Here is a 17,318-nt window from a genome sequence, read left to right on the forward strand (position 1 = left end):
TCACCTGCCGGGGCTCGTGGAGGACTGTTCTGCCGGGGTACGCGGGCTCGCGGAGCCGCTCGGCTTCACGGGGGCGGTGCCGGCCGTGGCCGCGGGCTTCGAGGTCGCGGGCTTTCCGGTCGCGGCCGCGGATCCGCCGGGCGCGGGGGTGCCGGCCGCGGAGCCCGTAGGGGTGGGGCGGGGCGAGGAGGCGGGCGACGCGGGGGGCTCCGGGGACGTGGTCTTCCGGGGCGGTGCGGTGGACGGCGGGGCGCTGGCGACGGAGGGTACGCCGCGGACCGTGCCGTTCGGGTCGAGGAAGGCGGGGCTGCCGCCGGGGACCATGCCCAGCTCCCGGGCGCGCCGCGCCAGGGCGTCGGGCTCGGAGGCGCTGTCGACGTCGCGCTGGAGCGCCTGCTGGTCGTCGGTGAGGTCGGTGGTCCGCTTCTTCAGCTCGCTCAGCCGGAACGAACCTTCGTTGAGTGCGGAGTTCAGCAGCAGCAGGGTGATCAGGCCGCCGCCCAGGAGCAGGACGACCAGCAGGACGAACGGGGTCCGGGCCGCGTTGCTCGGCCCGGACGGCATCAGCCGGCTGAGCCGTGCTGCGCGCCCTTTCGGCTGCCCGGCCGGTTTGCTCACCGCACCGCTCCGTCCCCGGCCCCGGGGCGGGTGTCCGGGCGCCGACGGCTCATCGCTCCTCCGCCCGGATCCGCTGGGCCCCGCGCAGCCGGGCGGGGGCGGCGCGCCGGTTCTCGGCGACCTCCTCCTCGGTGGGCAGCTCCGCGCCGCGGGTCAGCAGCTTCAGCCGGGGCTGGTAGCGCTCGGGGACGACCGGCAGACCGGGCGGCGCGGTGTTGGCGGCGCCTGCCGCGAACACCTGCTTGACCAGCCGGTCCTCCAGCGAGTGGTACGAGAGGACGGCGATGCGTCCGCCGACGGCGAGGCTCCGGACCGCGGCCGGGATCGCCCGCTCCAGCACGGTGAGCTCACCGTTGACCTCGATGCGCAGCGCCTGGAAGGTGCGCTTGGCGGGGTTGCCCCCGGTGCGCTTGGCGGCCTGCGGCAGCGAGTCACGGATCAGTTCGACGAGCCGGGCGCTGTTGCTGAAGGGTTCCTTCTCGCGCTCGCGCACGACGGCGGAGACGATCCGCTTGGCCTGCTTCTCCTCGCCGTAGGCACGCAGGATCCGGACCAGCTCACCCGGCGCGTAGGTGTTGAGCACCTCGGCCGCGCCGATGCCGGTCGTCTGGTCCATGCGCATGTCGAGCGGGGCGTCCTGGGCGTACGCGAATCCGCGGTCGGCCTCGTCCAGCTGCATCGAGGAGACGCCGAGGTCGAAGAGGATCCCCTGGACCTTGGGGATGCCGAGCCGGGCGAGCACCTCGGGCAGTTCGTCGTAGACGGCGTGCACGAGCGTGGCCCGGTCGCCGTACGGGGCGAGCCGCTCGCCGGAGAGCCGCAGCGCCTCCTTGTCCCGGTCCAGCGCGATCAGCCGGGCGGTGGGGAAGGAGGAGAGGAGTGCCTCGCTGTGTCCGCCGAGCCCCAGGGTGCAGTCGACGACCACGGGCGGCTGCTGCCCCGGTGCCTCCAGAGCCGGGGCCAACAGGTCCAGGCACCGCTGGAGCATCACCGGGACGTGTCGGGTCTGGCTCATGCGCCCTCTCAGGCTCAGGTCCCGGGGGCGCTGCACGTACGGCCTGGTCCCCGCCCGCTCGCGAAGGGGAGGCCCGCCGGCGCCGGGGAAGGGGCGTCAGCCGACCGGCGAGCGGGAGAGGGCCGGGCCGTACGTACGCCGCGCACACGGGGAAAACATCGGAATGTGCAGGGTGTCGGTAACTTCCCGTCACTTTAGTCCACCCTGCCATTCGATCGATTCCCGATCAATCAACCCGACAGCGCGTCGGCCCTCACTTTGTTCACCCGGCCGAGTGACCGAGTGTGAGGCTTGTGGGTTACCTCACAACAAGCGTCGTTGACGTTCTTTGTCCGCTTCCACATCACGCCGGTCCCGCCGACGGCGGCTAACGTCTTATCCATGTCGACTTCCGCGCACTCCCCTGCCGAGCCCTCCGCTCCCGCCGCGGGCCAGGCCCGCACCGGCGGCACCGTCACCGACCGCCTGGTCGAGGCGAACAGTCAGTACGCGTCCGAGTTCAGTGATCCCGGAATGGACGCGAAGCCCGTGCTGCGCGTCGCCGTCGTCGCCTGCATGGACGCCCGGCTCGACCTCCACAAGGCGCTCGGCCTGGCGCTCGGGGACTGCCACACCATCCGCAACGCGGGCGGTGTGGTCACCGACGACGTGATCCGCTCGCTGTCGATCAGCCAGCGGGCCCTCGGCACGCGCAGCGTCATACTGATCCACCACACGAACTGCGGCATGGAGTCGATCACCGAGGAGTTCCGCCAGGAACTGGAGATGGAGGTCGGCCAGCGGCCGGCCTGGGCGGTGGAGGCCTACAGCGACGCGGACCAGGACGTGCGGCAGTCGATGCAGCGCGTGCGCACCTCGCCGTTCCTGCTGCACACCGACGACGTGCGCGGCTTCGTCTTCGACGTGACGTCGGGGCTGCTGCGCGAGATCCTTCCGGTTTCCTGACCCGGACGCCGCCGGACAGACACCTTCCGGCAGTGAAATTCCCTCCCAACCCGACATATCGGCCCCGGTTATCCACAGGCGAGTGACACGAAGCGGTAACGGCAACAAGAATGCGGGTGTGACACCCCGTCGGACCACGTCCGGCGCGGTGTCCGTATTTCGGGGTGGGCCGGACCGCACAAGGGCACCGGTCCGTGACTGGGGAATCCCGTGCTCCTGGTGAGCACGGGGCAGGGCCGAGGAGGGCCGGGTGACGACCTATGACGATCGAGCGAGCCTCACAGATCTGACCACCACAGCGGAGCGGGTGCGCAGGTCGGTGGAGAGTGTGATCGAGGGCAAGCCTGAGGTCGTACGGCTTTCGCTGACCGTGCTGCTCGCGGAGGGACACCTGCTCATCGAGGATGTCCCCGGCGTCGGCAAGACCATGCTCGCCAAGGCGCTGGCCCGGTCCGTCGACTGCTCGGTGCGCCGCATCCAGTTCACACCGGACCTGCTGCCCTCGGACATCACCGGTGTGTCCATCTTCGATCAGCAGCGCCGCGACTTCGAATTCAAACCGGGCGCGATCTTCGCCCAGATCGTGATCGGCGACGAGATCAACCGCGCCTCGCCCAAGACCCAGTCGGCGCTGCTGGAGTCGATGGAGGAGCGCCAGGTCACCATCGACGGGCACACCTACGAGCTCCCCGACCCCTTCATGGTCGTGGCCACCCAGAACCCGGTGGAGATGGAGGGCACGTACCCGCTGCCCGAGGCCCAGCGCGACCGGTTCATGGCCAGGGTGTCGATCGGCTACCCCAGCCCGGAGGCCGAGCTCCAGATGCTCGATGTGCACGGCGGCGTCTCGCCGCTCGACGATCTGCAGCCGGTGGCCCACGCCCACGACATCGTGAAGCTGATCGACGCGGTGCGCACGGTCCACGTCGCCGAAGCCGTCCGGCGGTACGCGGTGCAGCTCGTCGGGGCCACCCGCAGTCATCCCGATCTCCGGCTCGGCGCGTCGCCGCGTGCCACCCTGCACCTGCTGCGCGCCGCCAAGGCCTCCGCCGCGCTGAGCGGCCGGGACTACTGCCTGCCCGACGATGTGCAGGCCCTGGCGGTCGCGGTGCTCGCCCACCGGCTGCTGCCCACCGCACAGGCCCAGCTGAACCGCCGTACCGCCGAGCAGGTCGTACTGGAGATCCTTCAGCAGACCGCGGTGCCCACGGCCGCGGGCGGCACGGCCCCGCCGGCTCCGCAGCATCAGCCGGGCCCGGCGTTCGGCGGCCGGCAGCAGCCCGGCGTCCGGCGGCTCTGATGACCGCCGCCGGGCCCACCGCGATGGACGACGGCGACGCCAGGGGCGGGCTGCGGGCCGCTCTGGGCGGGCTGACCACACGCGGGCGGTCCTTCCTCGCGGCCGGACTCGCCGCGGCGGTCTGCGCCTATGTGCTGGGCCAGGGGAACCTGCTGCGGGTCGGGCTGCTGCTCGCCGTGCTGCCCCTGGTGTGTGTGACCGTGCTCCACCGGACCCGCTACCGCGTCGCGGGCACCCGGCGGCTCTCGCCGTCGCGGGTGCCGGCCGGTTCCGAGGCCCGGGTCCACCTGCGGATGGACAACGTCTCACGGCTGCCCACCGGTCTGCTGATGCTGCAGGACCGGGTGCCGTACGTGCTCGGGCCGCGGCCGCGGTTCGTCCTGGACCGGGTGGAGGCGGGCGGGCGGCGCGAGGTGTCCTACCGGGTGCGGTCGGACCTGCGCGGGCGCTACCCGCTCGGTCCGCTGCAACTGCGGCTGAGCGACCCGTTCGGCATGTGCGAACTGACGCGTTCGTTCAACGCCTACGACACGCTCGTCGTCGTCCCGCGGACCGAGCCACTGCCGCCGGTGCGTCTGGCGGGCGAGGCCTCCGGGTACGGCGAGGGCCGCCAGCGGTCACTGGCGCTGGCCGGGGACGACGACGTGATCCCGCGCGAGTACCGGCACGGAGACGATCTGCGCCGCGTCCACTGGCGCTCCACCGCGCGCTACGGCGAGCTGATGGTGCGCCGCGAGGAGCAGCCGCAGCGTGCCAGGTGCACGGTGCTGCTGGACACACGGCGGATCGCCTACCAGGGCACGGGGCCGGACTCGGCGTTCGAATGGGCGGTCTCCGGGGCGGCCTCCGCCCTGGTGCACATGCTGGAACGGGGCTTCGCGGTCCGGTTGCTGACCGACGAGGGCCATGCGGCGCGGGGCGAGGGCGAAGACGGCTTCGCCGGTTCCACCCAGGACTCCGCGGACTCGGCCGGACTGATGATGGACACGCTCGCCGCCGTCGACCATTCCGACGGGGGCGGCCTCTCCCGCGCGTACGACGTGCTGCGCGGGGGCAACGAGGGGCTGCTGATCGCCTTCCTCGGCGATCTGGACGAGGAGCAGGCGGCCGTGGCGGCCCGGATGCGGCAGCGCTGCGGCGGGGCCGTCGCGTTCGTCCTGGACAGTGCCGCCTGGGTGCACGGCGAGTCGGCCGCCACCCGGGCCGCGTCGGAGCAGCGGCTGCGGCTGCTGCGCGAGTCGGGGTGGACGGCGGTGCCGGTGCAGCCCGGCACGGATCTCGCCCGGCTGTGGCAGCAGGCCGCCCACCACGGTTCGCAGGCGCAGTCCGCCGCGGTGGGCGGCGCGAGCGGCGGGACGACGGGTTTCTCCGGTGGTTGGTCATGAGGGGACGTTCATGAGCGGTCGTGGTCGGCTGGCGCTGTGCGCCTATGCGGCGACGATGATGGCGGCGTGTTCGATGCTGCCGCTGGTCGACCCGGTCACCTGGATCCTGCAGGCCTCGTTCCTGCTGGCCGTCGTGTGCGGCGTGGGGGCGCTCGGCCGCCGGGTGCCACTGCCGCGGCTGCTGACGGCCGCCGCGCAGATCCTGGTGATGCTGTTCCTGCTGACCGTGGTGTTCGCCAGGGAACAGGCGGTGGCAGGCTTTCTGCCCGGACCGCAGTCGGTGCGCCATCTCGCGGATCTGCTGACGGCGGGTGCGGACGACGTCAGCCGTTACGCGATTCCGGCGCCGGCCACACCGGGCATCCGGCTGATGCTGGTGGGCGGTGTCCTGCTGGTCGGAATCGCGGTGGACGCACTGGCGGTGTCGTTCCGCAGCGCAGCGCCGGCCGGCCTGCCGCTGCTGGCCCTCTACTCGGTCGCCGCCGGACTCTCCGACGGCAGTGCGGACTGGCTGTGGTTCCTGCTGGCCGCCTGCGGCTATCTGCTGCTTCTGCTGGCCGAAGGACGTGACCGGCTCTCCCAGTGGGGGCGGGTCTTCGCCGGGGCCGCCGGGCCCCGGAGCGGGCTGCCCTCCGGCATCGACGCCGCCGGCCGCGGGGCGCTCGCCCCGGTGCGCACGGGGCGGCGCATCGGCGCGCTGGCGCTCGGCATCGCACTGGTCGTCCCGGCGGCGCTGCCCGCGCTCGACAGCGGGCTGCTGGCCGGTACGGGCAACGGCAACGGGAAGGGGAGCGGGGGCGGGACCATCTCAGCGGTGAACCCGCTGGTCTCGCTGCAGAACAACCTCAACCAGCCGGAGAACCGGGAGGTGATGTCGTACCGCACCAACTCGGCCAGCCCGCAGGACTTCTATCTGCGCATCCTGGCCCTGGACCAGTTCAACGGGAGCGAGTGGCGGGCATCGACCCGCCGGCTGAAGGACGTGCCCAAGCGGCTGCCGGACCCGGCCGGTCTCTCCCCGGACGTCGCCGTCACGGAGGTCAGGACGAACATCTCCGCGTCCGGCTCCTACCAGCAGACCTATCTGCCGCTCCCCTATCCGGCGACCGAGGTCCGGGTCGGCGGGCGCTGGCGCTACGAGCCCGAGGGCCGCACCCTCGTCGGTGACGACGGGGAGACGACCGGCGGTGCGCGGTACGAGGTCGGAAGCCTGGTGGTGCAGCCGACGGCCGCCCAGCTCGCGGGCGCGGGCGCGGTCCCGCAGGCGCTGCTGCGCGAGTACACCCGGGTGCCCGATTCCCTGCCGAAGGTGGTCGAGGAGACGGCCGACGAGGTGACCAAGGGTGCCTCGAACGCCTATGAGCGGGCGGTGAAGCTGCAGAACTACTTCTCCACCGACGGCGGCTTCACCTACGACACCTCGGTCAATTCGGGTACCGGCGGCGCCGCGATCGCGCGCTTCCTGAAGGACAAGCGGGGCTTCTGCGTCCACTTCTCCTTCACGATGGCCGCGATGGCCCGGACGCTGGGGATTCCGGCCCGGGTCGCCGTGGGCTTCACGCCCGGAACGGCGCAGTCGGACGGTTCGATGTCGGTCGGGCTGCGCGATGCACATGCCTGGCCCGAGCTGTACTTCGAGGGCATCGGCTGGACCCGCTTCGAGCCGACCCCGACCCGTGGCTCCGTGCCGGCGTACACCCTGCCGGACGCGCCTTCCGGCGACACGGCGGATCCGGCCCGGCCCGAGGCCGGCGCCTCGGCTCCGGTGGCGGTCACGCCGTCCGCCTCGGACAGTTGCCCGGCGCAGGCCCGCAGGCTGGGCGAGTGCGGCAGCACGGTGGCCCCGGGGGCCGTGGCACCGACGGACACGGGAACGCCGGCGGGCACCGTGCTCGGAGCCGTCGTGGTGGCGGTACTCCTGCTGCTGCTCCCCGTACTGCCCATGCTCTGGCGCATCCGGGTACGGGCTCGCAGGCTGGGCGCGTCGGCCGGCCGCACCCCGGCCGACGCGACCGCGAGAACGCTGGCGGCGTGGCAGGAGATCACCGACTCGGCATGGGACCACGGCATCGAACCGGACGAGTCCCGGACCCCGCGCAAAACCGCCGCCCGGCTGGTACGCCTGGGCCGGCTCGACACGGAGGTGGCCGCGGCGGTGCACCAGGTGGCGGGCGCGGTGGAGCAGGTGCTGTACGCGCCGCAGCCGCGTCCGGTATCGGGGCTGGCGGAGGATGTGCGGACCGTGCGGGCCGGTCTGCGGGCCTCCGTCGGCAGGTTCGCCGGGTTCCGCGCGATCGTGGCACCGCGATCGGCCGTACGGGTGGTGTGGGCGGTCTCGGAACGCCGGGCGGCACTGGCCGGCCGGTGGCGGCTGCCCCGGCGCCCGGCCTGGTCACGGCGTCCGTCCCGCCAGCAGGGCTGACCCCCTCGCCCGCCGGCCCCGGCCTCCGGGCCGCCCGGCGGGCCCTTGCCCTCGAGCGCCACGTCGGGCATGCCGGGCCCGCCCTCAGCGACAGAGGGCGCCGTTGGGGCCCGCCCAGTGCATGACGGCACCCTTCAGCCCGCCCGGTGACGGCGGGCGCCGTTCCGGGCTCGCCCGGCGGTGGAGGGCACACGGTCCGGGGTGCCCGCTCCCGGCGCGGGCACGCATGAGGGGCGGTCGCAGAAATGCGACCGCCCCTCACCCATAAGTGTTTCGAGCGCTTACTGGCCCTGCTCATCGCGGCGACGCTGCCACCGCTGTTCGATCCGGTTCATCACGGACCGGCGCTGTTTGGGCTGTCGACGCTCACCCACGCCTCCGGTACGGACTGCCTGTTGCTCGCCCGGCTTCGGCGCCTTGCGCCAACCCGTGACCGCGAGCACCGCGCAGCCCAGCATGACGAGGAAGCCCACCACGCTGATCCAGATCTGCTGGGCGACCATTCCGGCCATGAGGAGCGCGATACCCACCAGGAAGCCAGCAACTGCCTGGTAGACCCGTCGCCGGGTGTACGTACGCAGCCCACTTCCCTCGAGCGCTGTCGCGAACTTGGGATCTTCGGCGTACAGCGCTCGCTCCATTTGCTCGAGCATTCGCTGCTCGTGCTCCGAGAGCGGCACGGAGTCCTCCTCGTCGTCGGCCGCGGGGGGCGGCCGGTATGCGGCCCTTCCAGGATAGGCAGGGATTCGCCCCCGTGAAACCCGCCCTCAATGCCAATCAGCCAGTCCGGGCCGCCACGACGGCTCAGCTGCTGAGGCGTTGATTCCCCAACCTCCGATCCGTCATGCCGGATGGTGTCCCCCGATCATACGGGGCGAAGGCTCCGATCGGGGCTGCTGGGGCGTACTCCGTCTGCAGCTGCGTCGCTGATCAGCCACGCTGCCGCCCCGATCGGGCCGGTGACTCAGGCCCGCTTGGTGCCCAGGACGTGCAGCTGCGTCGCCACCGCGTGGAAGGCCGGCTGTTCGGCGACCGCGGCCTCCAGCTTGAGCAGGGCCTCCATCGCACCCGGCTCGGTGTCCACCAGGACTCCAGGCACGAGGTCGGCGAAGACGCGTACGCCATGGACCGCGCCGACCTCGACATCGGCGGCCGAGACCAGCTCGGTCAGCTGCTCCGCCGTGTAGCGCCGGGGCATCGGGTCGCCGTCGCCCCAGCGGCCCGCCGGGTCACCGAGCGCCTGCCGGGCCTCGGTGAAGTGGCCGGCGAGCGCCCGGGCCAGGACCGCTCCGCCGAGCCCGGCGGCGAGCAGGCTGAGGGCACCGGAGGGGCGGAGCGCCTCGACGGCGTGCCGCACCCCTTCGGCGGGATCGTCCACGTACTCCAGGACCCCGTGGCAGAGCACCGCGTCGTAGCCACCGCGCTCGACCACGTCGAACAGGCCGAGGATGTCGCCCTGGACCCCGCGGACCCGGTCGGCGACCCCGGCCTCCGCGGCACGGCGCTCCAGCGCGAACAGGGCGTTGGGGCTGGGGTCGACGACGGTGACGCGGTGGCCCAGCCGGGCGACCGGCACGGCGAAGTTGCCCGTGCCGCCGCCGGTGTCCAGTACGTCCAGGGCGTCCCTGCCGGTCGCCTTGACCCGGCGGTCGAGGGCGTCCTTGAGGACCTCCCAGACCACAGCGGTACGGAGGGAGGCACGGGGGCGCAGCTGGTCCGACACGGCAGTTGACTCCTCGGCACGGTGCCGCCCTTGAGGCGGAGCGTGAACAGCGCAGGTGATAGGTCCCGTCCACCCTATTGCCTGGCGCCGCCGTCACCGTCATCCCGCGTCGGGCCGCTCCCCGCGGGGCTGGGGGAGCACCGGCTGGAGGACCAGCAGGCGCTCCACCAGGCGCAGGAACATCGCCGCGTCCCGCAGCAGGTCGTCCGCATCCCGCCGGCCGGCCGCACCCGGTATCCCCGCCTCCGCGCGGGCTCGCCGGCCGGCTCCGGAGGCGAACAGCGCACTCCATTCGGTGAGCTCGGGGGCAAGCTCGGGCAGGACCTCCCAGGCGCTGCGGATCCTCTCCCGGCGGCGCCGGGAGGTCTCGGGGCGGCCCCGGACGGCGAGCACCGCGGCGGCGGTGCGCAGGGCGGCGAGGTGTGCGGTGGCATACCGCTCGTTCGGCACGTCGAGGACAGCTGCCTCCTCCAGGCCGGCGCGGGCCTGGGCGAGGAGGGCGAGAGCGGCGGGCGGCGCGGTGGCGCGCCGGACGACGGGGTGGACATCGTGCGCCGGACCGGTCGGTGAGGGGGCAGGGCCGTCTGCGCGGCGTCGCGGAGCGGCTGCTGCGGACGAGTGGGCCATGACAGAACCTCCTGTCTCGTGTAACGGCTTCGTGGCCGTCTGTATCCATCGTGACGACCACCACTGACAATCACCCTCGACACCCCTCTGACCTGGCACTTTGCTTCGATCGCGAGTTCGGGCTACTTTTTTGCACTGACTGGTCAGTTCAAAGAAATAGGGGAGGGTCTGTGGACAGCCCGCACGGGGCAGCTGTCACCGCCGACGGTCTCGGCCTCAAGGGGCCGCGCGGATGGGCGTTCCGGGACGTGACGTTCAGCGCCGGGCCCGGGTCCCTGGTCGCGATCGAGGGCCCGTCCGGCTCCGGCCGCACCTGCCTGCTGCTCGCCGTCACCGGCCGGATGCGCCCCACGCGGGGCGAGGCCTCGACGGGCGGGCTGCGCCTGCCGCGCAAGGCCGCCGCCGTACGCCGTATCGCGGCACTGGGCCCGGTGCCCGGCGTGAGCGATCTCGACCCGGCCCTCACCGTCGCCGAGCACCTGCGCGAACGCGCCCTGATGCAGCGCCGCTACGACGGATCGCTGCGCGCCCTGCTGCGTCCGCACCGCGAACGCGCCGGTGCGGCCCGGGCACGGATCGACGCCGCGCTGGAGGCCGCCGGACTCGACCCCGCCACCCTGCCCAAGGCCGAGCGGACCTCCGTACGGGATCTGGAGCGGCTGGAGGCGCTGCGGCTCTCCGTCGCCCTCGCGCTGATCGGCCGGCCGCGGCTGCTCGCGGTGGACGACACCGATCTCAGACTCTCCGACGCCGAGCGGACCGAGGCCTGGGAACTGCTGCGCTCCCTCGCCGACGACGGCACGACCGTGCTGGCCGTGTGCAGTCAGGCTCCCGAGGACGCCGTGACCGTGCGCACCGGCGCCACCGGGACGACGAGGAACACCGGCGCCACCGGGGCGGCGAAGACCACCCGCACCGCAGAACCGGCGCAGCCGGCGGATCCGGCGGATCCGGCGGATCCGGCACACGACGAAGGGAAGGCCGATGCGTTCGCCGCGACTGGCCACGCTTGAGCTGAGGCGCTTCGGCCGGGGGAAGCTGCCGCGCGCCGCACTCGTCGCGCTCCTGCTGCTCCCCCTGCTGTACGGCGCCCTGTACCTCTGGTCGTTCTGGGACCCGTACGGCCGCCTGGACCGCATCCCGGTCGCGCTGGTCAACGACGACAAGGGCGCCACCGTCGCGGGCGAGCGCATCGCGGCCGGGGACGAGATCACCGGCAAGCTGCTCGACTCCAAGGTCTTCGAGTGGCACGAGGTGAGCGCCACCGAGGCGGACTCGGGCGTGGAGGACGGGACGTACTACCTCTCGCTGACCATGCCGTCCGACTTCAGCAGGCGCATCGCCTCCAGTTCGGGCGACTCCCCCGAGACCGGCGCGCTCCAGGTGCGTACCAACGACGCGAACAACTACATCGTCGGGCAGATCTCCCGGACGGTCTTCTCCGAGGTCCGCACGGCCGCGTCCACCAACGCCTCCCGGGGCTTCCTCGACCGGATCTTCATCAACTTCTCCGATCTCCATGACGCGACGGCGAAGGCCGCCAGAGGTGCCACCGATCTCAAGGGCGGGATCGGCAAGGCGAAGAAGGGGTCGAAGGACCTCGCGGACGGGCTGAAGGACGCCAGGTCCGGCAGCAGCCGGCTGGCCGGCGGCATCGACAAGCTGAACACGGGCGCGGGCGATCTGGAGACCGGTTCGCGCCAGGTCGCGGCCGGCACCCAGCTGCTCGCCGACAAGGTCAACGGGGTGGCCGGGGACGTACGCCCGTTCCTCAAGGACAACGGCAAGTCGATCGGCGACACCGCCCGGCTGGTCGCCGACTCCTCGCAGACCGTGCGGGACAACCTCGGCCTGCTCGTGAAGGCGGCGCCCACCGCCGCCACGGCCGCGCACACGGCATCCGACGACCTCACCGAGGTCCACCGCACCCGGTGCGAGGAACAGCCGCTCCCCGACCCCACCGTGTGCGCACCCCTGAAGCGGGCCACGACGGCGGCCGCCGATGTCGCCGCCGTGGCCGACGACGTGAACGCCCTGGTCAAGAACCAGAACGGGGACCTCAGCAAGCTGCGCACCCAGCTGACCACCCTGCAGAAGCAGGCCGACGCCCTCGCGGACCGCGCGCCGCACCTGGACGAGGACCTGGAGAGCGCGGTCAAGAAGATCAACGCGCTGAACACCGGTGCCCACAAGGTGGCCAAGGGCGCGGACCAGCTGCACACCGGTCTGTCGACGGCCAAGTCCGGATCGGCCGACCTGAACACCGGGGTCGGTGAGCTCAAGAAGGGCGCGACGAACCTGGACAGCGGGATGATCCGGCTCGGTGACGGGTCGGCCACACTCGCCCAGGGCCTCACCGACGGTGTGGGCAGGATCCCCGACTACGACAAGAAGGACCGCGACGCCCGTACGGGTGTCATGGCCGACCCCGTACAGCTGGCCTCCCGGTCGCTGCACACGGCCCCCAACTACGGCACCGGCTTCGCCCCCTACTTCATCCCGCTGTCCCTCTGGGTCGGCGCGATGGTGGCGTACATGCTGATCCAGCCGCTCAACCGGCGCGCACTGGCCGCCGGGGCCCCGGCCGGGCGGATCGCCCTCGCGGGCTGGCTGCCGGTGGCCGCGATCGGTCTGCTCCAGGTGGCCGCGCTGATGTCCGTACTGCACTGGGGGCTCGGCCTGCAGATGGCCCACGCCGCCGGGACGATCGGCTTCCTGGCCCTGGTCACGTGCTGCTTCGCGGCGATCGTGCAGTGGCTCAACGCCCGCTTCGGGGCGGCGGGGCGCATCCTCGTCCTCGCGGTGCTGATGCTCCAGCTGACCTCGGCCGGGGGCACCTACCCCGTCCAGACCAGCCCCGGCTTCTTCAACGCGATCCACCCCTACCTGCCGATGAGCTACATCGTCGAGGGGCTGCGCCGGCTGATCACCGGCGGCGGGCTCGGCCCTGTCTGGCAGGGCTGTGCGGTGCTGGTGGCCTTCACCGCCGGGGCGCTCGTGCTGACCGCCGTCTCCGCGCGCCGCAAGCAGGTGTGGACCCTGGACCGGCTGCATCCGGAGCTGAGTCTGTGAGTGCTCCGGGACCTGTGAGAATCAGGAGCATGGAAAGCAGTAGCACCACGCGCCGCCAGGCCACCCGGCAGAAGCTCTACGAGGCGGCCGTGACCCTCATCGCCGAGAAGGGCTTCTCGGCCACCACGGTGGACGAGATCGCCGAGCGTGCCGGGGTCGCCAAGGGCACGGTCTACTACAACTTCAAGAGCAAGACCGAGCTCTTCGAGGAGTTGCTGCGCCACGGCGTCGGGCTGCTCACCGCCTCGCTGAGCTCCGCGGCGCAGGAGACCGACGCACGCGGCGGCACCCGGGTCGAGGCGCTGGACGCCATGATCCGGGCCGGGCTGGTCTTCATCGACCGCTATCCGGCCTTCACCCAGCTGTACGTGGCCGAGCTGTGGCGCACCAACCGCGCCTGGCAGGCCACCTTGCTGGTGGTGCGCCAGGAGGCCGTCGCCGTGGTCGAAGAGGTACTCAGGGAAGGTGTCGCGGGCGGCGAGCTCAGCGAGGAGATCGACATCCCGCTGACGGCGGCCGCACTGGTCGGCATGGTGCTGGTGGCTGCGCTGGACTGGCAGGCGTTCCAGCCGGAGCGGTCCATCGACGATGTGCACTCGGCACTGTCCCTGCTGCTGCACGGGCGGGTCAGCGGGCGCTGAATCCGGGCACGCACGCCTCCCGGATACACGAAGGCGCCGGTCCGGCGCGGCCCGATCCCCCCGAGCCACGCCTGACCGGCGCCTTCCGTGCAGCCGGAGAGCCTTCCCCCGTGACCCCGTGTCCCCCGTGACCCCGCGCCCTCCGTCGTGCACCCCCGTTCGCAAGGGAGCGCCGCCCCTACCGCCGCCCCGTGCCGGCGGTCCGGACCAGCGCCCCTCGCGTGGTCCCCACTCTGCCGTCCGCGCAGGTCACAGCCCATCCGCGCACCTACTCATCCCACCTCCTGGGTACGGATACTCAGACCTGCGCATCCGGGCCCTGCCGCATCGTTACGCCATCTGGTTACGATCACGTCCGTGTCCGTACTCCCTCTGGTGTTCACAAGTGGCTGGGCGAGCGGGATCAACGCCTACGCGGTGGTCCTCCTGCTCGGCATTTTCGGTGCGACCGGCGTGACCGACGAGGTGCCCGCCTCGCTGCAGCGCACCGACGTGCTCGTCGTGGCCGGTGTGCTCTTCCTCTGCGAGGTGGTGGCGGACAAGATCCCCTACGTGGACTCGGTCTGGGACTCGGTGCACACGGTCATCAGGCCGCTCGCCGGGGCTGTCGTGGCGGCGCTGCTGGCAGGCGACAGTGGTTCGCTGCCGCAGCTCGCCGCCGGGGCCATCGGCGGTTCCACCGCGCTGATGAGCCATCTGGTGAAGGCGGGCACCCGGATGGCGGTCAACACCTCCCCCGAACCGTTCAGCAACATCGCGGTGAGCACGGCCGAGGACCTCGGGGTCGCCGGAGTCGTCACCTTCGCCATATTCCATCCGTGGATCGCCGCGGGCATCGCCGGGACGCTGCTGGTGCTCGGCCTGGTGATACTGATTTTCCTGGCCTCCCGGATCCGCCGGTTCCTGCGCCGCAGGGCGCAGCGCCGCGAGGAGAAACGCCTGGCCGGGGCCGCTTCGCAGTGGCCTGACGGCTGAGCCTTCGGTGGCGGCCGCTAAGGTCGCTGGCATGGCACGTATTGCGGTGATCGGCGCCGGCATGGGCGCGATGTCGGCGGCGGCACGGCTGGCCGTGGCAGGCCACCGGGTGACGGTGTACGAGCGGTCGCAGACCTATGGCGGATCGCTCGGCCGCCATGAGCGGGACGGGTTCGTGTTCGACACCGGTCCCGGTCTGCTCCATCTGCCCGCGGTCTACCGGGACCTGTTCGTGAAGACCGGCAAGGAGCCGCTGGAGCGGTGCGTCACGCTGACCCAGGTCGATCCAGCGAGCCGTCATGTCTTCGCCGACGGTACGGACGTGTCCCTGCCGAACGCCTCACGGGCCGGGGTCGTCGCGGCCCTGGACACCGCGCTCGGCGGTGGTGCGGGCGGGAGCTGGGGAGCGTTCCTGGACCGGGCCGGGGATGCCTGGGACCGGTCCAGGAGGCCGCTGCTCGAGGAGCCGTTGCGCCCCGACTGGCAGGTGCTGACCCGCGATCCCTACCCGGCGCCGGTGCGCCGCCGGCTGCTGCGCCCGGCCCTGAAGGCGGCCACGGTGGCGCAGATCGGTTCCTGGGAGCTGGCGGACCCCCGGCTCGCCGCCCTCCTCGACGGGTACGCGCTGTCGTACGGTCTGGATCCGCTGACCGCCCCGGCGAGTGCGGCCCTGCTGCCGTACATGGAGGAGACGTTCGGCAGCTGGTACGTCGTCGGCGGTATGCGCGCGCTGGCGCAGGCGGTGTACGAGCGGTGCCTGGCCCGGAGGGTGGAGTTCGTCTTCGGCGCCGAGGTGGCCCGGGTCGTGGAGAAGGACGGCCGGGCGGCGGGCGTGGAGCTGGCGGACGGGACGGTCGCGGAGGCCGCCCATGTGGTGCTGGGCGCCCGGCCGCACCCGGGCCTGGTGCCCGGTCAGGAGCTCTGGCAGGACGGCGATGTGACGGTGCAGCCGCGGGCGGGCGGCGGAGCGAGCGGCCGGTTCGTGGTCCTGCTCTCGCTGCGCGGCGCGCGGCCCGCGGATGCCGTGCACCGGACGGTGGTGCACCCGGCCGACGGGGCGGCGGAGCGCGAGGCGGTGTTCGGTGGCCGGCCCGCCGCGCATCCCACGGTGACGGTGCTGCGGCCGGACGATCCGTCGACCCGTCCCGACGAGGACCACGAGGCCGTGACGCTGATGGCGACGGTCGCCCCGCACGGCCCGGTGGACTGGACGGACGAGGAACTGCGGTCACGGTACGCGGACACCCTGATCGACGCCGCGGGTGCGGCCGTGCCGGGCCTGCGGGAGCGGGTGCTCCACCTGGAGGTGCGCACGCCCGCGCAGACCGAGACCGAGACCGGTGCGCAGGGCGGCGCTGTTCCCGCACCCGCGCTGGCGGGTGCCGGGGGAAGCTGTCTCCACGCGGGCAACCGCACCCGGCTGCCGGGGCTGCTGCTGGCGGGCGGCTGGTCGCACCCGGGCGGCGGTCCGGCGCACGCGGGAATGTCCGGTGCGCTGGTCGCGGGGCTCATCGTCGAGGGTGACGGGTTCCGCGGGTCCCAGTGAGGTCCGCGGCGGCCGGACCGGATGGCCCGTGCGGCCGGAAGGCGGCCGCCGGACCGGTCAGTAGCGGTACTGGTCGTTGTAGCCCGGGTCGTAGCCGTTCGGGTACGGGGCCGGCTGGGCGGGCTGCTCCGGCGGCATCGGCGGGTACTGCTCGCCCTCACGCTGCTGCGGCACCCAGACGCCGCCCGGCGGGGTCTCGTGGGAGTACGGCTGGGGCTGGGCGTACGGGTCGGCGTACTGCTGCCCGCCGCCCTGGCTGTCGTAGTTCCCGTAGCTGTCGTACGTGCCGTACTGCGGGGTGCCGGTGGTGGTGCCGATGTACGGGTCGGAGTACGCGGCGTACTGCTGCTGGCCCGTGCCGTAGTCGTACTGCCCGGCGCCCGCGTAGTTGTCCTGGCCCGAGTACGTGTCCTGGCCCGAGTACGTGTCCTGGCCCGAATAGGTGTCCTGGCTCTGCCCGGGGTACGCGGAGTAGTCGGAGTAGGGGTCGTACGCGGCGTACTGCGGCTGGCCCTGGGGCTGCTGGGGCGCCTGGTGCTGCTCCTGCTGCGGCCGGGGGTCGGTGTAGATGCCGTACTGACCTGTGTCGTCGGGCATCGGCTCCGGCTCGTAGACGGCGGCCGGCCCGGGGCGCGGGACGGCGTCCGGCTGCTGGGGCGCCTCGCGGTCGTACTCCATCTCCACGTCCGAGACCTGGAGTTGGGGCTCACGGTCGCCACCGCCACGGCGGCGCCGGCTCTCGCCGGGGCTCCCCCCTATGGCCCAGCCGGTCGAGAAGCCGCGCCGGAACGAAAGCGTCACGTACGTCTGACCGGTCGCGAAGGCGACCGCGCCTATGGCGATGACGAACACGGACGGCATCAGGACACCGATGACCACACCGACGAAACCGGTGAAGGCGAGCAGGCGCCAGCGCAGGCGTGCCTTGTACTGCAGCAGCACCTCACCGAGCAGCCACAGCGCAACGATGCCGAACGCGATGTAGAGGACCGTCCAGCCCATGCCCGCCCCCTTCTACGGCCACCGCCCCGGATCGTGGCGGGTACGGC

At 72.6% G+C, this 17,318-nt stretch carries 15 protein-coding genes; 9 read left to right on the forward strand and 6 right to left on the reverse strand.

The genetic code is table 11. The features are described from left to right. Positions 1-618: a septum formation initiator gene (locus OG782_RS09310; protein ID WP_406449188.1), complete on the reverse strand. Its 618-nt coding sequence runs from the start codon at positions 616-618 to the stop codon at positions 1-3. A 49-nt stretch (positions 619-667) separates the two neighbouring features. Then, positions 668-1,633 (reverse strand): 16S rRNA (cytosine(1402)-N(4))-methyltransferase RsmH, encoded by a 966-nt coding sequence (gene rsmH, locus OG782_RS09315; protein ID WP_406449190.1) that lies wholly within the window; start codon positions 1,631-1,633, stop codon positions 668-670. 381 nt (positions 1,634-2,014) lie between these two features. On the opposite strand from rsmH, the gene OG782_RS09320 reads away from it, so the two are divergent. The 4 genes from OG782_RS09320 (at position 2,015) to OG782_RS09335 (ending at position 7,685) form a co-directional block, all read left to right on the forward strand. Further along, on the forward strand, positions 2,015-2,578 hold the full coding sequence (locus tag OG782_RS09320; RefSeq protein WP_406449192.1) for a beta-class carbonic anhydrase: 564 nt from the start codon (positions 2,015-2,017) through the stop codon (positions 2,576-2,578). Between the two features lie 250 nt (positions 2,579-2,828). After that, positions 2,829-3,878, forward strand: coding sequence for an AAA family ATPase (locus OG782_RS09325; RefSeq protein WP_406449194.1), 1,050 nt, complete (start codon positions 2,829-2,831; stop codon positions 3,876-3,878). Further along, positions 3,878-5,263 (forward strand): DUF58 domain-containing protein, encoded by a 1,386-nt coding sequence (locus tag OG782_RS09330; protein WP_406449196.1) that lies wholly within the window; start codon positions 3,878-3,880, stop codon positions 5,261-5,263. Before OG782_RS09325 ends, OG782_RS09330 begins: the two co-directional genes overlap by 1 nt. 10 nt (positions 5,264-5,273) lie before the next feature. Further along, a complete protein-coding gene (locus OG782_RS09335; RefSeq protein ID WP_406449198.1) occupies positions 5,274-7,685 on the forward strand; it encodes a DUF3488 and DUF4129 domain-containing transglutaminase family protein in 2,412 nt (803 codons plus the stop codon). Positions 7,686-7,966: 281 nt separating this feature from the next. Here the strand turns inward: OG782_RS09335 and OG782_RS09340 are convergent, their stop codons facing one another. From OG782_RS09340 to OG782_RS09350, 3 genes are all read right to left on the reverse strand, one after another. Continuing rightward, complete coding sequence (locus OG782_RS09340) at positions 7,967-8,365, reverse strand: DUF3040 domain-containing protein (protein ID WP_406449200.1); 399 nt, start codon at positions 8,363-8,365, stop codon at positions 7,967-7,969. Between the two features lie 284 nt (positions 8,366-8,649). After that, positions 8,650-9,408: a class I SAM-dependent methyltransferase gene (locus OG782_RS09345; protein WP_406449202.1), complete on the reverse strand. Its 759-nt coding sequence runs from the start codon at positions 9,406-9,408 to the stop codon at positions 8,650-8,652. Between the two features lie 99 nt (positions 9,409-9,507). Further along, positions 9,508-10,035, reverse strand: coding sequence for an SAV_6107 family HEPN domain-containing protein (locus OG782_RS09350; protein ID WP_406449204.1), 528 nt, complete (start codon positions 10,033-10,035; stop codon positions 9,508-9,510). A 170-nt stretch (positions 10,036-10,205) separates the two neighbouring features. On the opposite strand from OG782_RS09350, the gene OG782_RS09355 reads away from it, so the two are divergent. The 5 genes from OG782_RS09355 to OG782_RS09375 all read left to right on the forward strand — a co-directional run bounded on the left by OG782_RS09355 (position 10,206) and on the right by OG782_RS09375 (position 16,269). Further along, a complete protein-coding gene (locus OG782_RS09355; protein ID WP_406449206.1) occupies positions 10,206-11,048 on the forward strand; it encodes an ATP-binding cassette domain-containing protein in 843 nt (280 codons plus the stop codon). After that, positions 11,020-13,107 carry a YhgE/Pip family protein gene (locus OG782_RS09360; protein ID WP_406449208.1) on the forward strand — a complete coding sequence of 696 codons (2,088 nt, stop codon included), beginning with the start codon at positions 11,020-11,022 and terminating at the stop codon, positions 13,105-13,107. The genes OG782_RS09355 and OG782_RS09360 overlap by 29 nt, the downstream gene beginning before the upstream one ends. A 29-nt stretch (positions 13,108-13,136) precedes the next feature. After that, positions 13,137-13,748: a TetR/AcrR family transcriptional regulator gene (locus tag OG782_RS09365; protein WP_406449210.1), complete on the forward strand. Its 612-nt coding sequence runs from the start codon at positions 13,137-13,139 to the stop codon at positions 13,746-13,748. Between the two features lie 357 nt (positions 13,749-14,105). Further along, the gene (locus OG782_RS09370) at positions 14,106-14,723 is read left to right on the forward strand and encodes a DUF4126 domain-containing protein (RefSeq protein WP_406449212.1); all 618 of its coding nucleotides are present in this window, start codon (positions 14,106-14,108) and stop codon (positions 14,721-14,723) included. Positions 14,724-14,754: 31 nt separating this feature from the next. Then, positions 14,755-16,269, forward strand: a complete 1,515-nt coding sequence (locus OG782_RS09375) for a phytoene desaturase family protein (protein ID WP_406449214.1) — start codon at positions 14,755-14,757, stop codon at positions 16,267-16,269. Positions 16,270-16,326: 57 nt separating this feature from the next. Here OG782_RS09375 and OG782_RS09380 read toward each other — a convergent pair whose 3' ends face one another. After that, positions 16,327-17,271 carry a hypothetical protein gene (locus tag OG782_RS09380; protein ID WP_406449216.1) on the reverse strand — a complete coding sequence of 315 codons (945 nt, stop codon included), beginning with the start codon at positions 17,269-17,271 and terminating at the stop codon, positions 16,327-16,329. Positions 17,272-17,318 lie beyond the last annotated feature (47 nt).

It is taken from the genome of Streptomyces sp. NBC_00876 (assembly GCF_045207435.1).
Taxonomy (GTDB): domain Bacteria; phylum Actinomycetota; class Actinomycetes; order Streptomycetales; family Streptomycetaceae; genus Streptomyces.

Excerpts from the sequence above, each read along its gene's own strand:
- rsmH (WP_406449190.1), bottom strand. The coding sequence starts at position 1,633 with ATGAGCCAGACCCGACACGTCCCGGTGATGCTCCAGCGGTGCCTGGAC.
- OG782_RS09320 (WP_406449192.1), top strand. The coding sequence starts at position 2,015 with ATGTCGACTTCCGCGCACTCCCCTGCCGAGCCCTCCGCTCCCGCCGCG.
- OG782_RS09330 (WP_406449196.1), top strand. The coding sequence starts at position 3,878 with ATGACCGCCGCCGGGCCCACCGCGATGGACGACGGCGACGCCAGGGGC.
- OG782_RS09335 (WP_406449198.1), top strand. The coding sequence starts at position 5,274 with ATGAGCGGTCGTGGTCGGCTGGCGCTGTGCGCCTATGCGGCGACGATG.
- OG782_RS09350 (WP_406449204.1), bottom strand. The coding sequence starts at position 10,035 with ATGGCCCACTCGTCCGCAGCAGCCGCTCCGCGACGCCGCGCAGACGGC.
- OG782_RS09360 (WP_406449208.1), top strand. The coding sequence starts at position 11,020 with ATGCGTTCGCCGCGACTGGCCACGCTTGAGCTGAGGCGCTTCGGCCGG.
- OG782_RS09365 (WP_406449210.1), top strand. The coding sequence starts at position 13,137 with ATGGAAAGCAGTAGCACCACGCGCCGCCAGGCCACCCGGCAGAAGCTC.
- OG782_RS09375 (WP_406449214.1), top strand. The coding sequence starts at position 14,755 with ATGGCACGTATTGCGGTGATCGGCGCCGGCATGGGCGCGATGTCGGCG.
- OG782_RS09380 (WP_406449216.1), bottom strand. The coding sequence starts at position 17,271 with ATGGGCTGGACGGTCCTCTACATCGCGTTCGGCATCGTTGCGCTGTGG.